10 protein-coding genes and 1 tRNA gene are annotated in these 15,239 nt (G+C 50.0%); all 11 read left to right on the forward strand.

Translation table 11 applies throughout. The annotated features are described in order from the left end of the window. The 11 genes from SYK_RS05835 to SYK_RS05885 all read left to right on the forward strand — a co-directional run bounded on the left by SYK_RS05835 (position 1) and on the right by SYK_RS05885 (position 15,233). Positions 1–1,365 carry an ABC transporter substrate-binding protein gene (locus SYK_RS05835; RefSeq protein WP_281762654.1) on the forward strand — a complete coding sequence of 455 codons (1,365 nt, stop codon included), beginning with the start codon at positions 1–3 and terminating at the stop codon, positions 1,363–1,365. Between the two features lie 304 nt (positions 1,366–1,669). Further along, the gene (locus SYK_RS05840) at positions 1,670–3,685 is read left to right on the forward strand and encodes a methyl-accepting chemotaxis protein (RefSeq protein ID WP_281762655.1); all 2,016 of its coding nucleotides are present in this window, start codon (positions 1,670–1,672) and stop codon (positions 3,683–3,685) included. A gap of 245 nt (positions 3,686–3,930) precedes the next feature. Beyond that, complete coding sequence (gene bioA, locus SYK_RS05845) at positions 3,931–5,925, forward strand: adenosylmethionine--8-amino-7-oxononanoate transaminase (protein WP_281762656.1); 1,995 nt, start codon at positions 3,931–3,933, stop codon at positions 5,923–5,925. A 9-nt stretch (positions 5,926–5,934) separates the two neighbouring features. Then, positions 5,935–7,260 (forward strand): sodium:solute symporter family protein, encoded by a 1,326-nt coding sequence (locus SYK_RS05850; RefSeq protein WP_281762657.1) that lies wholly within the window; start codon positions 5,935–5,937, stop codon positions 7,258–7,260. Between the two features lie 87 nt (positions 7,261–7,347). After that, positions 7,348–7,434 (forward strand) — tRNA-Leu (locus SYK_RS05855). Positions 7,435–7,666: 232 nt separating this feature from the next. Continuing rightward, positions 7,667–9,472, forward strand: coding sequence for a methyl-accepting chemotaxis protein (locus SYK_RS05860; RefSeq protein ID WP_281762658.1), 1,806 nt, complete (start codon positions 7,667–7,669; stop codon positions 9,470–9,472). A gap of 176 nt (positions 9,473–9,648) precedes the next feature. Further along, positions 9,649–11,043, forward strand: coding sequence for a sigma-54 interaction domain-containing protein (locus tag SYK_RS05865; protein ID WP_281762659.1), 1,395 nt, complete (start codon positions 9,649–9,651; stop codon positions 11,041–11,043). A 6-nt stretch (positions 11,044–11,049) separates the two neighbouring features. Beyond that, on the forward strand, positions 11,050–11,388 hold the full coding sequence (locus SYK_RS05870; RefSeq protein ID WP_281762660.1) for a NifB/NifX family molybdenum-iron cluster-binding protein: 339 nt from the start codon (positions 11,050–11,052) through the stop codon (positions 11,386–11,388). A gap of 313 nt (positions 11,389–11,701) precedes the next feature. Then, positions 11,702–12,217, forward strand: a complete 516-nt coding sequence (locus tag SYK_RS05875) for a CBS domain-containing protein (protein WP_281762661.1) — start codon at positions 11,702–11,704, stop codon at positions 12,215–12,217. Positions 12,218–12,241: 24 nt separating this feature from the next. After that, a complete protein-coding gene (locus tag SYK_RS05880) occupies positions 12,242–13,717 on the forward strand; it encodes an SLC13 family permease (protein ID WP_281762662.1) in 1,476 nt (491 codons plus the stop codon). Between the two features lie 94 nt (positions 13,718–13,811). Continuing rightward, positions 13,812–15,233, forward strand: a complete 1,422-nt coding sequence (locus tag SYK_RS05885; RefSeq protein ID WP_281762663.1) for a transferase — start codon at positions 13,812–13,814, stop codon at positions 15,231–15,233. Positions 15,234–15,239 lie beyond the last annotated feature (6 nt).

The raw sequence follows: 15,239 nt of genomic DNA on the forward strand, positions 1-15,239 counted from the left end.
ATGATACGGTTCAAGACTTTGCTACAATGGTACATACTCGTTTCATTTTTAATGGTATGCATGCCTGTTTTCGCAACAGCGGCCACCCCCATCACCTTCTGGACAACGGACCTGGGTACAGACCGACAAGCGGTTATCAAATATCTCGCAGATGCTTTCATGATCTTTAACCCGGACATTAAGATACAGATTGAGGGAATTGAAGAAAACGCCATGGTAGATGCATTGACCCAGGCCCATAAAGAAGGGACTGGACCAAACATTATCAGTTGCGCTTCGGATCTGCTTGTCTCCTTTAGCAAACTCGGGTGGATGAACAATGCGGGGACTGAAGCCTGTATTGTCAGCATAGGAAAAGACAGATTTTATTCTGGAACGCTCAGCAAATTGCAACATACAGACGGAACGTATAGCGGTATTCCTTTCAATGGATGGATTCAGGGTATTTGGTATAGAAAAGACTGGTTTAAGGAATACGGTCTGAATCCGCCCGATAGTTGGGAAAACATCCTGAAAGCGGCCAAGACCTTCCACGCCCCTGAAAAAAAACAGTACGGTCTCCTCATCGGTACGCAGGATGATGTTTACGCCGAACAGGTCTTTACGCATCTGGCTCTCTCTGCTGGAGTGAAAGAATTCACCCCCGAAGGAAAGGTCGTGTTTGATTCCCCTGCGACCGTCGAAACCCTCAAATTTTATACGGAATTGGCACGATATACACCTCCCGGTCCTCAGACATGGCGAGGAAGAGATTTTTATTTCCAAGGGCAATTGGCAATGATGTTCTATTCAACATTCATCATGGATGACATGGCGGTTCCTTCCATTGCCGCAAATTCTTTGACTGGAGACAATTTTGAAGAACTCTGTGGAGCCCCTTACGACTATAACCTCTTGAAACATACCGGATTTGTTTCAAACATTACTGGTCTCCATAAAGCAAGTTACGGTATCATCAATGCACTCGGACTCTTGAAGACTGAAAATACTGAACAGGAAAAAGCAACTGAACGTTTCGTAGAATTCCTCTTCACGAACGACGCCTACATAACGTGGCTTCACACGGTTCCCGGCGGCATGATGCCTGTACTAAAGGATATTGCAGTCCATGACACCTTTTTCAGAGACCACCAAGGCGTCTTCCAAAGATACTCCCGACAACGAATCCATAGTATCCTGTCAGGGTTCGATTCATTAAAAAGCTTAAGCTTTGTGGATGGTCATATCGTGCCTCAAGCAGCGCAGGCTTCAGCCATGGGATTGCTGGCAGAAATGATCATGAAAACTCTTCAAGGAAAACTGTCGCCGGAAGAAGCTGTTTCAAAGACTGCTATGAAAATGCGAATGATCAATTCGGAAATTTAAATCGAAAAACAACAAACGTCCCACTTTTTAGAAAGCCATCTGCGCTTCGCACATGAAGCTTTGACTGGAGGCGTGCTCTTCAACTTCTCCCTGATACCAAAGGATGAAGTCGCTCCTACTATGCCTTCACCCCTTGCCTAGATGACCGCCCTTTCTAGTACCTATTATCACTATAAACCCTTTATATTTTTTCATAAAAATAGAAACAAGGAGTTGCGCAGACTTGTTTTTACTTTTATTGAAGCTTTCGCTCATCGTAGAGCAGCTTCAAGAAGAGGCCCGTTGAATTTATGGAGGACAAAGAATGAGACTATACAAAGATTTAAGCTTACGAAACAAGATCATGATCCCTGTAGGATTTCTCGTGATGCTTGTCATGGGTGTTACCCTCACCGTCCTGATCAGACAGTTCCAAACTGTTGCCACTGAAGATGCCTATTCCATAGGCGAAGAAATGGCTGGTCGATTCGGTCAGGAAATCAAAGGGGAATTGGACAAGGCTTTAACCATTAGCTGGACCTTGGCCCAATCCCTCGAAGCAACGATAGCTTCTCCAACGACACCAAGCCGTAAAGAAACAAACAATTTCCTCGTTGAACTTGCTGAATCACATGATGATCTTGCTTCCACATGGCTTGCATTCGAACCAAATGAATTCGATGGGAACGATGCTGCAGCCATCGGAACTGAAGGCTCCAATGAAAATGGACAATATTTGGCATGGTATCAAGCCGGAAACAAGATGTCCTACGGTACCAACCTGGAAAGAGCGTGGTATCAAACCTCGCTTCGCTCAGGAAAACCATTCCTCACTGACCCGACTGAATACATTTTCGACGGACAAAAAATCATTCTGGTTTCGGCAACTGTTCCCGTTAAAGTAAAAAATCGCACTATTGGTGTAGCCGGTGTGGATCTCAACATCGGACAATTAAAAAAAGTCGTTGCCCGAATTCAACCATTTGAGACAGGCTACGGATTTCTCATCAGTAACTCCGGTATGATCGTGGCAGATCCGTCCCCGAAACATGTCGGCAAACAAGTCGGCGAAACCTTTGGTTCAGAGATGGAGCACCTGATCACAAGCTGCCTGAAATCTGAACGCACCGTGCACACGACCTTCACCAAAAATGACACAAAATTTGAACTGATAATTGCTCCCTTTACCATTGGTGAAACAGGACAAAGCTGGGCTCTTGGCGTGGCAATCCCCACAGCCAAAATCATGGAAGCCGCAAACGACGTCACATGGCTCTCTGCCGTCATGAGCATTAGTTCCATTATAGTACTCCTCGCCATCATCTTTTTCCTGGCACGGTCCATCGTAAATCCTATCCGCCAAGGCGTAACCTTTACCAAACAAATTGCTTCCGGTGATCTCAACGCCAACCTACACATCGAACAAAAAGATGAAATCGGCGAACTTGCCGCCGACTTGACCAGCATGGGCCAACAGCTTCGTTCAGTTGTCAGCGATGTTCGTCAGTCGGTTGAACAGGTGGCCAGTGGCAGCGAAGAACTCTCCGCCACTGCGCAAACACTCTCCGGCGGCGCGACCGAACAAGCTGCCAATGTAGAAGAAGTCTCTGCCAGCATGGAAGAAATGGCCTCCAACATCAGCCAAAATGCCGACAACGCCGGTGAAACGGAAAAAATAGCTCTTCGATCCGCACAGGATGCAGAAGAAGGCGGCGAAGCTGTCACTCAAACCGTGCAGGCCATGCGGGAAATCGCTGATAAAATCACCATCATTGAAGATATAGCCCGTCAGACAAATCTGCTCGCTCTCAACGCAGCCATCGAAGCTGCCCGAGCCGGTGAACACGGTAAAGGATTCGCTGTGGTTGCAGCAGAAGTTCGCAAACTGGCTGAACGCAGTGGTGAAGCGGCCGCAGAAATCAGCGATTTGTCCGCCTCCAGTGTTGCTGTAGCAGAATCCGCAGGCGGTATGCTCAACAAGATGGTCCCGGACATCAAGCGCACTGCCGAATTGATTCAGGAAATCGCTGCAGCATCCAATGAACAGAACGCCGGAGCCGAACAAGTCAACAAGGCAATGCTCAAGCTAGATGAAATGACGCAACAGATCGCAGCCGCAGCCGAGGAAGTCTCAGCAACTTCAGAAGAGTTGGCCAGACAATCTGTACAACTCCAGTCTGCCATCGCCTTCTTCAAAGTCAACGACATGCCCACCGCACGGTCCACAGTCCACGTCGCAAGAAAGACGGCGGCACTCCCCAAGGGACGTCAGTCAACCAACCAATCCAATGGTGGCATGACCATCCCCGGCATGACAGATGAAGGATTTGAAAGGTTCTAATCCATATAGATAATAGATAATTAACACAGGGCAGAGGAGTAATCCTCTGCCCTATATTTGTATCTCACGCTCACTGTTCCGACTTTTTGCACAGTTTCAACACACGCCACATGTATGAACAGTCGTCAATGTAAACAAGCGTTTACGACACCACCTCTGCACACGACTTGCTCATTCTCCCGAGCATATGTATGGTCGCTCACCTCATATTGAGATCATCCACACTTTCAACACACAATTTCCTCATGAACGGATACTTCATTACCGGCACCGATACGGATGTCGGAAAAACATGCGTCACTGCCGCCCTTTTGCGGGCATTTCTCGACACTAACCAAAGTGCCCTGGCCATCAAACCGGTCCAAAGCGGCTGCATTGAAAGTACACATGGCCTGCGAGCTGAAGATGTCGAAGCATACGCCAGATTTTCTGCGCCCTATTTCCCTGATGGGTACCCCGAAGCCTGTTGCCACAAATACCGTCCAGCCTGTTCTCCGCACCTAGCGGCTGAAATGGCAGGAGAAACAGTAAGCGTGGACGAACTTGCCGATCAAGTCAGGAACATTGCCGCAGACCGGGATCTCGTCCTTGTTGAAGGGGCTGGTGGTGCTGCCGTACCACTCGGCAACGGGCAGACCATGCTTGATCTCATGCAGCGACTTGACCTACCGGTAATCATCGTTGCCGACAACAAATTGGGCGTCATCAACCACGCACTCATGACTATTGAAATGATTCGCGGTTGCGGACTCACTGTTGCAGGGATGGTCATAACAAACACTTCAACTCCTACCACAGACGATGCACACCTCCGACAAAACAATGTCGAGACCATTGCCGGTTGGGGCGATGTTCCCGTTCTGGCTGATATCCCATACGTCGAGGGCGCTGACTTCGACACGGTTTTCATCCAGCACATGACCTCAGCTCTGGATATCCTGCCGGAATTTTCTTCACAAAACGTCGACGATATGGATTTTGACCGGGATCACATCTGGCATCCGTACACTTCTGCATTGGACCCACTGCCGACAGTCAAAGTCCGTAGTACTCGCGGCACCCGCATCGTTCTGGAAGATGGAAGTGAACTCATCGATGGTATGGCCTCATGGTGGTGTGCCATTCACGGCTATGCAAACCCAGCACTAAACAAAGCCGCACGCTCTCAATTGGGCCGCATGTCACACGTCATGTTCGGTGGACTGACGCACGAACCTGCCATAAATTTATGTCGCACCCTACGCGATATGACGCCTGACGGACTTGACCATGTTTTTCTCGCGGACTCGGGGTCCGTCAGTGTAGAGGCTGCCATCAAAATGGCTCTGCAATACATGCAGGCGGACGGGCAGACAGAGCGCACCAAACTCTTCACGGTTCGCGGCGGCTATCACGGCGATACCTGCGGTGCCATGTCTGTCTGCGACCCCGACAACGGCATGCACCAACTTTTTTCAGGCCTTTTGCCACAGCAGATATTTGCTCCGCGCCCAGCCTGTCGTTTTGGTGAAGAGTATGACCCAGCCAGCCTTGATGAGGCCAGACGAATCTTCAAAGCCAACAGCCAAAAGATCGCTGCCATCATCGTGGAACCTATCGTGCAAGGCGCAGGCGGCATGTATTTCTATCACCCCGAATACCTACGTGGTCTGCGAAAATTGGCCGACGAACACGATGTTCTGCTTATCCTTGATGAAATAGCCACTGGCTTCGGACGAACGGGTAAACTCTTTGCCTGTGAATGGAGTGACGTGACACCGGACATCATGTGCGTCGGCAAGGCTCTCACTGGCGGCACCATGACACTGGCCGCAACTCTTGCGACAACTCACGTGGCACACACCATTTCCAAAAATGGCGGTGTCTTCATGCACGGCCCGACCTTCATGGGCAACCCGTTAGCGTGCGCCGTTGCTCAAGCCAGTCTCACCATCCTGCAACAGAAAAACTGGAAAACACAGGTCCACGACATCGAGCACTGGCTGAAAGAATCATTCGGCTCGTGTCGCACGCTCCCCGGAGTCGCAGATGTCCGGGTACTCGGCACCATCGGCGTGGTAGAAATGGACCGCCCGGTCAATGTCCAGAGCTTGCAGGACTGCTTCATCAAACGCGGTGTGTGGTTACGGCCCTTCGGCAAACTCATATATGTCATGCCGCCCTATATTATTACCCGCGAAGAAACGGAGCGCCTTGGTGCAGCCGTGTACGACGCAATCGCAAACAATGCTCATATATAAGGATAGACCATGAATCTTCTCGCAGTATACTTTGCCCTTTTCATTGGAATGGGCATCTACGAATATATCAAACGCAAAGACTTCGAAGAATTTGCAGTGGCTGGCCGTCGATGCAGCGCAACAGTGGCAGGCATATCCATCACCGCGTCCTGCGTTGGAGCATCCGCAACCATCGGCATGACCGGGCTGGCCTTCAGCGTCGGCACCCCCTCTTTCTGGTGGCTGGGATCAGGTGCGGCGGGCCTGCTCGTTCTTAGTACATTTCTTGCGGCAAAAACCCGTCGAAGCGGCGTTTTCACACTACCGGACATGGCTGAGAAGTTCATCTCACCTGCCGCTCGTAAAATCACGGCATTGATAATTATCCCGGCATGGGCATCAATTCTGGCCGCCCAATATATCGCGGCAGCCAAGGCCGCCACCGCCTTATCCGGCATGGACTATTCAACAGCTCTCATCGGTTGCGCTCTGGTCATCACCGCCTACACCATGCTCGGCGGCCAAAACTCCATCCTGAAAAGTGATGCCGTACAATACTCACTGGTTGCCGTCGGACTCGGATTGGCTCTCTATTATACAGGTACGGCATCTCCGGTTTCCCTCACCGATGTAAAATTACAATTCGTCAATGAAGCATTCCCCATGTCGAAATGGACCTATTTCATGATCATTGTGGGCGGCAGCTATGTGGTCTGCCCAATGTTGTTCGGACGACTCTTTTCCGCGCGTGGTGAAAAACAGGCAAAACAAGGGGCTTTTATCGCCACAGCTGGCATTGCCCTCTCCGCCGTAGTCATCGTCTGTATCGGCCTGTACGCCCGAGGGTTGGCTCCCGCAGGAACGGACGCTGATTCCATTCTCACACAAATTGTCCCTTCGGTCATGCCAGGATGGGCCGGAACCGCCCTGCTCTTCGCCCTACTGTCGGCCATCATTTCATCGGCAGACTCCTGCCTCATCACCGCCGCCACAATTTTGGAACATGATGTCATCGGTGGCAGCAATACGACCAGATGCCGCCTGATAATGGTTGCCATAGGCATGGGTGCACTTGGTATTGCCGCATCCGGGGGTAGCATCCTGTCCCTACTGCTCGCGGCCAACGATATTTATGTTTGCGGGGTAGTCGCTCCAATGTTTGTCACCATCCTCGCCTGGGGAAAACGACCGATCAACCCGCGCACCATGCTTCTTGCCATTATCATCGGAGGTGCATTGGGAATAATGGCTGCTTCGACCGGCATAAAAGCGTACAGTTTCGCTGGAGTCGGGACATCTCTGGCGTTATCCGTGGCCGCATTGATACCGTCACGCAGGTTGGCCGAATCCCAATAGGCATATCGGCCCGGACAATCTGTAAAAAAGACAAAAAAAGGCTTGCCAACCCGCCTGTTCTTTAATAGACAGACTCTTCCTGAACGTGCCGAAGTGGTGGAATTGGTAGACACGCATGGTTCAGGACCATGTGGGGGTTTCTCCGTGGAAGTTCGAATCTTCTCTTCGGCACCAGTAAAGAACAAGGGCTGTGACATACGTCGCAGCCCTTTTTCTTTGCACTCCAGATACTCAATGATAATGATCATACCCACGTCAGCTCAAAAGAGCTGTTTCTCACGAACATATCACCGTTTTCAACATATAATTTTCTGGTAAAAAGAGTTATCATCTACTATTAACAATAGAGAGAAAATCAGCCGAGACTGATTATGTTTATTTCACAGAATCATACTATGGGGATAGGATGTTTGAAAATCTCAGTTTAAAATGGAAAGTGATGTCCCTCGCTCTGGTCGGCCCCCTGCTCGTTGCCGCCATTCTGGCAGCGCAACAGGTAATCCAGATTCAAGACAGTGGCGAAAAAGACATTATCGACCAAAGCCGCGCCGTAGTGCTCATGGCTGAGGCGGCCCGACAGGAGATGTCTAAAAAGTTGGAAATAGGTGTTATCATGCCTTTTGACCAACTGAAACATTCCAAAGAAAAAATCATTGAGGCGATTCCGGTCATTACCGCCATCAAGATGGCAAAACGCCAATCAAATGAACTCAATTTTCAATTCAGAGTTCCCAAAGTCAGTCCTCGAAATCCCGAAAACACGCCTACCCCGCTAGAAAGCAAAGTTCTGGCGGAACTCAAAGCAAAGAATCTTACTGAAAAGATCCTGATTGAAGACAATCAAATCCGCTATTTCCGCGCCATTCGATTGACCAAGGAATGCCTGTACTGCCATGGAAATGCCAGAGGCGATATTGACCCCACGGGCGGCATCAAGGAAGGCTGGAAAGTCGGTGAAATCCACGGCGCATTTCAAATAATATCTTCACTGGAAGGAGCCAAAGCAAACATTCTCAAGGCAGAGCTGTATACGGCAGGTGAAACCCTGTTCATTTTGCTGCTCATTGGTTTCCTTGTTTGGCTTCTGGTCAAAAAGATCATCGTCAACCCGCTTTTCCGCATCCGTATCTTTGCGCAAAGCGTGGCTTCCGGTGAACTGGACGCTACCCCTGAAGGCTCTTTTTCCGCAGAACTTCGCTCTGTGAAAAACAGCATTGAAACCATGGTCGACAAACTCAAAACCCAAATGTTTGAAGCCGCAGAGAAAAAAGAAGAAGCCGAATCCGCAAAGAAAAAAGCTGAATCCGCCATGGAAGAAGCCAAAGAACATGATATCACAGCGACAAATCTGCTAACCAAAATGCAACGCATTGCGCAAGAGGCATCGCTCATCGTAGAACAAGTCACTTCAGCCGCGGACGAACTCTCAACCCAGGCAGACCAGGTCAGTCAGGGTGCAGACGTTCAAAGAGATCGTACAACCCAGACGGCAACAGCCATGGAAGAAATGAACGCAACAGTACTTGAAGTCGCCCGCAATTCAGCCAGCTCAGCGGATTCAGCCTCCAACGCCAGAATACAAGCTCAGGAAGGAGCCGTTGTTGTCCGAGAAGCCACGACAGCCATTCGCGAGGTGCATGATCTTACAGTCACACTCAAAGATTCCATGGGTAAACTCGGTGAACAAACTACCGATATCGGCCAAATCATGAATGTCATTGAAGACATCGCGGATCAAACCAATCTCCTTGCCCTGAACGCAGCAATCGAGGCCGCCCGAGCAGGTGAAGCCGGACGCGGGTTCGCCGTTGTTGCGGATGAAGTCCGCAAATTAGCGGAAAAGACCATGGCCGCCACCAAGGAAGTTGGCGATGCCATTCAAGCTATTCAAAACGGTGCATCATCCAACATCAAGAGTGTGGACACCGCAGCCCTCGCAGTGGAACAAGCCACGGAACTTGCCAATCAATCCGGAGAATCTCTAGACCGCATCGTATCCTTTGCAGACGAAACATCCGGCCAGGTCCAATCCATTGCCACGGCAGCTGAAGAACAATCAGCGGCATCCGAAGAGATCAACCAAGCCGTCGACGATATCAACCTGATCGCTTCCGAGACCGCCGACGGCATGAATCAATCCGCCGAGGCTATCAATGAACTGGCTCGACTCTCCAACGAACTCCGCCATCTCATCAAGGAAATGAACGAGTAACACCACTCAGTAATGATAAGGCGGAAGCTCTTCTACGAGCTTCCGCCTTTTTTAAGCTACGTCATAGTCATCTATAATATTACCAGTTGATATTCCCTTCTGCCTTGTGTTCCTTGCAATGTTTCACTAGGGTTCATTATGAATCGAATTGAACCAATCACACCGAAACAATCGCCATGCCAATAGCCGATCCGACCGAGTTGATACACAGCCTGACTGACAAAAAAGGACTTGCCGCGCTCCTTGATGTCCTCCCACTTGGCGTTGCCATCATGGACAAAGAAGGGACCCTGCTCGCTATCAACAGCACCTATGAAAACATCACGGGCGTTGAGGGGAAACAGGTCCTCGGCATAAAATGCCTCCATGCCTTGCGGTGTGATTTCTGTATGAAAAACTGCCCGGTCATGACCGAATGGGAAGACCTAACTCCCCAGACCGTCGAAGCCAACATTCTCAATCGCAACAGAGAAAAGGTCTTCGTCAACCTGACTCTTGCCCCCCTCATGGGCGAAAACAACACCATACAAGGTGCCATCGAGACCATCACACCAAGCGGAGGAGGCCCCCTCGACGAAGTCGCAGGCCATGTTCTGGGACTCGGCGAACTGGTTGGCCGAAGCCCGCAGGTGCGAAAGATATTTTCTATGACACCGTCCATTGCACAGACGGATTCCCCGGTACTGCTCACAGGAGAAACTGGCACTGGCAAGGACATGTTGGCCGAAGAAATTCACAACGAATCAGATCGTGACGGACCATTCGTCAAAGTTAATTGCGGCGCCCTGCCCGACCCTCTTCTTGAATCCGAACTCTTCGGACACAACAAAAACGCCTTTCCCGGAGCGGATCAGACCAAACAGGGACGACTACGAATGGCCCATGGCGGCACACTGTTTATCACGGAAATTGGCGATCTTCCCATGCGACTGCAAACAAAACTCCTTGCTTACATGGACAATCATGTCGTGCGCCCCATGGGGTCCACCAAAGGAGTCCGTACAGACGTTCGCATCATGGCGGCCAGTAACACAGATCTGGAAGAAGCCGTACGCAACAAAACATTTCGTCAAGACCTCCTCTACCGCCTCAACGTTATCCGACTCCACCTCCCTCCCTTGCGAGAACGTGGTGAAGATTTACTTTTGCTTCAGGACCACTTCCTGAAAATGTTTCAACTTCGCTACAAGAAAAAAGTTGAACGGTTCTCCAAAAATGTGGATAACCTCCTCAAATCGTACGTATTCCCAGGTAATATTCGGGAATTACGAAACCTCATCGAGTATGCCGTCAACTTTTGCGACACCCCGGTCATCAGAATGCGCCATTTACCCGGGTACATCCTGCACGGTCATGGGTTACCGAAAAACCTTGTGACATCGCCCGACCAACACCCTCACACCCCGGGCGAAGTCAGAATGGCACGCCCTGAACGGTGGGAAGATGTTCAACGCAAAATGATACTGGAAGCCTTGGTCAAGACCGGCGGCCGCAAACAGCAGACGGCTGAACTCCTCGGATGGGGGCGAAGCACCTTGTGGCGCAAAATGAAACATTTCGGCATAGAGTAAACAGCTATGGAAAAAATTCTTATCCCCCTCACAGGCAACGAACTAGCTCCCAGGTTTGACATCGCCCTTGAAGTACTCATTGTTTCCGTAACCAGAGAAACAAGCGCCATGGGTAAAATCGATGAAAAAGTCGTCATTCTCGACACCCCTTCCAGTGAAGCCATGTACCGAATGGTCATGTCAGAAAACATCAAGACCATCATCTGCGCAGGCATTGAAAAAGAGATATTCGATTTCTTGCGACGCAAGCGAATCAGTATCATAGATAACGTCTGTGGCCCGGTTGATGCTGTTCTCGAAGCATATCTCATGGGGAACCTCTCTCAGGGACAAATCTACTATTAACAAAGATTTGTTCCAAAATGTTTCACTTTGAAACATTTTAAACATCTTCCAACGTCCCAAAATGTTTCATTGTGTCCTTGAACTTTTATTCACATAAGAGTCTTGACGCAAACAATGATTTACTATTTATAGGAATGCGAACCCTCTTAAATGCTTGGCCCGCGTAATGTTACGCAATGTGAAATTGGGGGCAATTTCCGGGCTAATCCTCAAGGGGTTCAACTGACACAGCTGGTACACTTGAAACTTTCCATGACAAGGGAGGTAAGCGTGCATCATTGTGCAAACAACACTTCTCGGGAGGAAGGATTACATGAAAATCAAAGACCTGATGACTCCGGTAGAGGATTACCAGACCCTTGGTCTGGAAACCTCTCTGAGCGACGTCGTGAGCGCCTTGCACGGCAGCAAACACCGCGACATCCTCATTGTGGATGAAAACGGTGCCTTTGCAGGCGTGGTGACCATGACGGACATCATCGTTGCGCTGGAACCCAACTACAAGAAGCTCAACAAAACCGATCTGGGCAGCGACATTCTGTCCAACCGATTTGTGGCCGAACAGTTTAAAGAATTCAATCTCTGGACCAACACCTTGACCGACCTCTGTAGCAAGAGCCTCGACCTCAAGGCCAAAGACGTCATGCATGTCCCCGAAGACACCCATTACTTAGATCAAGATAGCGACTTGGAGCATGGTGTACATCTCTACATTATCGATACTCCCCAGCCCTTGATCGTCCGTAGTAACGGCAAAGTGGAAGGAATCCTCCGCATGGCCGATGTCTTTGATGAAATCATTAATCGCATGAGCGCCTGTGCCGGCTAGGCCTTGGTGAACAAGGAGATAATCATGGAAACAGCTCAAGCTGCCAAACCCTCATTCGACTGGAAACGCCTGGTGTTCATGCTCCTCGGCGTCGTACTCTTCGCCGTTGTCTACTTCGCTCCGGCATGGCCGGACGCAATTGACCCCATGGGTCAGCACTTTCCCCTGCCTACGGAAGCTAAAGGTGCCATCGCCGTTTTCCTGCTGGCCGGTACATGGTGGGTCTTTGAAGTCGTCCCCATCGGCGTCACTTCATTAATGATCGGTATTCTTCAGGTCATGTTCCTGATTCGCCCAGCTAAAGTGGCGTTCAAGGATTTCATGGATCCGTCCGTTCTCTTTATTTTCGCCTCCATCATGATCGGTCTGGTTTTCACGAAGACTGGCCTGACAAAACGACTTGCATACAAAATGCTTGATGTCGTAGGCGAACGTACCTCAATGATCTATCTCGGCGTCTTCGTGGTCACGGCCGCCCTGACCCACATTATGGCGCACACCGCTGTGGCAGCCACCATATATCCGCTGCTGCTCGCCATTTACGCATTGTACGGTGAAGGCGACAAACCCACTAAGTTCGGTAAGGGATTGTTCATAGGTATGGCCTACGTGGCCGGTGCCGGTTCCGTTGTCACCCTGCTTGGTGCAGCCCGGGGAGCAGTAGCTCTCGGCTTCTACAAGGAAATCGTCAACGTAGACATCGGCTTCTTCGAGCTGAGTTACTACATGGCACCCATAGGTTGGGCCATGACCTTCCTGCTGTGGGGCTTCTTCATGATCGTATGCAAGCCTGAAAAAGACCGTATTCCCGGCCTGAGAGAAAAAGCGCGTGAACTCAACGCAAAAATGGGCCGCTTAACCCGTGATGAGATCATGGCTGCCGTCATCGTTGGTGGTGTCATCTGTATCATGTCCTTACGCTCCTTTGTCCCGGCCCTTCAAGCTGTAGACAAAACCGCCATCATTCTTTGCTCCTCAGTTCTCTTCTTTGTCTTCAAGATCCTTGATCTAAAAGACCTCGAAGACATCCCCTGGAACATCATCCTGCTGTTCGCCGGTGCCATGTCCATTGGTTTCTGTCTCTGGGAAACCGGTGCAGCAAAATGGATGGCCGTTAACTGGCTGGTCATGTTCCAGGATGCGAACTGGTTTATCTTCGTCATGTCCATCGCCTTCTTCGTCATGATGATGACCAACTTCATCATGAACGTGGCGGCCATCGCCATATCGTTACCGGTTGCCCTCGTTATCGCGCCTTACCTTGGCGTGGCTCCCGAAGTCATCCTGTACGCCTCTCTGGTTGTTGCTGGTATGCCTTTCCTGCTCCTTGTCGGCGCAGCTCCCAACGCCATTGCATACGACTCTGGACAGTTCACCACGGGTGAATTCTTCGGCTGGGGCGTTCCCGCTTCCATCCTGCTCATGGTTGTTGTCGGTCTTGCAATCCTCGTCATCTGGCCGATTATGGGTATGCCCATCACGCTGCCCGCAGGCGGTTAACAGTCGACAGTTTGTATAAGACAATATAATAACGGCTGCCATCTTCGATGCATGGCAGCCGTCTTTTCATAAAACATAAAACCACGTGAGAATCATGGAAAAACTCGAAGCCCTCTTTGATCACATCGCGGCCCGGGTCAACGTCAACTTGAAGCCCATGGGCATTGACGTTCGCCCCCTGCTTAATAATGCTATCCCAAGAGAGAGACATCTCCTCTACTATGCGTTTTATGCTCTGACCGAAGACCATCCAATTAGCTTCAGATTCACCAACTCCAATCTCTCCGGTTCCTATTTCCTCGGCAAAACACAGGTTGATCGCTCTGTTCTGTATAAATCAGATATTCGAGGCGATGAGCTCAAACAAAAAGGTGACGTAGTTGAATTCAATGGCGTCAAAACCAAACTCTTCTACGACGAAGTCATCCGTATCACCAACTCTTTCCTGGTAAAGACACTGGTGCACAATCAATCAAAGAACCCTGAAATTCCTGAGGTATTCCGCATCCTCAACACCGTGGCCATGCACTATTCGAATATCCACGGGACCACCACGGAAGGCGTTTATCTCGGTCCCTTCTCCACAGTAGATCTCTCCGTCATGCACAATTGTGTTGTGGGCGACTTCGCTTATGTACAGGCAGGCGACCTTTCCCGTGTAAACATTGAACCAGGACGCATCTGGCTCAAGGCAGGAGACCTGTTCGAATTCAACTATGTCTATCCCGAAGGCGTGGTGGATAAATACGTTAAACTCGACGAGAACGGCAAACTCACAGGACAATTCATTGAATACGTGGACGACTTCAAAGAAGACTTCGTTCCAATCTATTCGACTGCCGCACCTGAAACAGACGTCATCATTCCAGAATCCGCTTATGTCAGCCCCTATGCCGTCATCAAGGGACACTGTGAAATCGGTGAAAACGCTCTTATCGTTCAACGAGCCCACGTCGAAAATTCCATCATCGGAGAGGGAGCCAACGCACAGGAGAACTGCTACATCAAGAACTCCATATTCGAAGGCAACAACGTCACAGCTCACGGCGGCAAGGTCATCCATACCCGCAATGGCAAAAACGTATTCGTCGGGTTCAATTCATTTGTCCACGGCACCGAATCCTGTCCCATCATCATTGGCCAAGATTCCATTGTCATGCCCCATACTATTATTGATGCCGAAGAGCCTATCGAGATACCTGAAAATTCGGCAATCTGGGGATATGTAACCAAGCAAGCCGATCTCGCAACTCAGTGCGTCAGCTTGGATGATCTGGCAAAAACAACCGAAATAACCTTAGGTAATGCCACATTCAAAGGTGATGGCATGGCTTTTGTAAAGGCATTCAAACATCGCATCGATCACATCCGTGAAGAAAACGGTGCGTATTTCGACGGCTCGGATAAAACCCGCGGCCATGCACAGAAGACTCAGGACGCATGCTTCAACATCCTCCAGCCCTTCCAGTCCGGGCCGGAAGCAGGCATGTATCCTACCATGACAATCGGCGACTAGACTGTC

The sequence above is a fragment of the Pseudodesulfovibrio nedwellii genome (assembly GCF_027923765.1).
GTDB lineage: Bacteria > Desulfobacterota > Desulfovibrionia > Desulfovibrionales > Desulfovibrionaceae > Pseudodesulfovibrio > Pseudodesulfovibrio nedwellii.

What these genes read in the sequence shown, in the direction of transcription:
- SYK_RS05835 (WP_281762654.1), top strand. Translation starts at nt 1, where the DNA reads ATGATACGGTTCAAGACTTTGCTACAATGGTACATACTCGTTTCATTT.
- SYK_RS05880 (WP_281762662.1), top strand. Translation starts at nt 12,242, where the DNA reads ATGGAAACAGCTCAAGCTGCCAAACCCTCATTCGACTGGAAACGCCTG.
- SYK_RS05865 (WP_281762659.1), top strand. Translation starts at nt 9,649, where the DNA reads ATGCCAATAGCCGATCCGACCGAGTTGATACACAGCCTGACTGACAAA.
- SYK_RS05885 (WP_281762663.1), top strand. Translation starts at nt 13,812, where the DNA reads ATGGAAAAACTCGAAGCCCTCTTTGATCACATCGCGGCCCGGGTCAAC.
- SYK_RS05840 (WP_281762655.1), top strand. Translation starts at nt 1,670, where the DNA reads ATGAGACTATACAAAGATTTAAGCTTACGAAACAAGATCATGATCCCT.
- SYK_RS05850 (WP_281762657.1), top strand. Translation starts at nt 5,935, where the DNA reads ATGAATCTTCTCGCAGTATACTTTGCCCTTTTCATTGGAATGGGCATC.
- bioA (WP_281762656.1), top strand. Translation starts at nt 3,931, where the DNA reads ATGAACGGATACTTCATTACCGGCACCGATACGGATGTCGGAAAAACA.
- SYK_RS05870 (WP_281762660.1), top strand. Translation starts at nt 11,050, where the DNA reads ATGGAAAAAATTCTTATCCCCCTCACAGGCAACGAACTAGCTCCCAGG.
- SYK_RS05860 (WP_281762658.1), top strand. Translation starts at nt 7,667, where the DNA reads ATGTTTGAAAATCTCAGTTTAAAATGGAAAGTGATGTCCCTCGCTCTG.
- SYK_RS05875 (WP_281762661.1), top strand. Translation starts at nt 11,702, where the DNA reads ATGAAAATCAAAGACCTGATGACTCCGGTAGAGGATTACCAGACCCTT.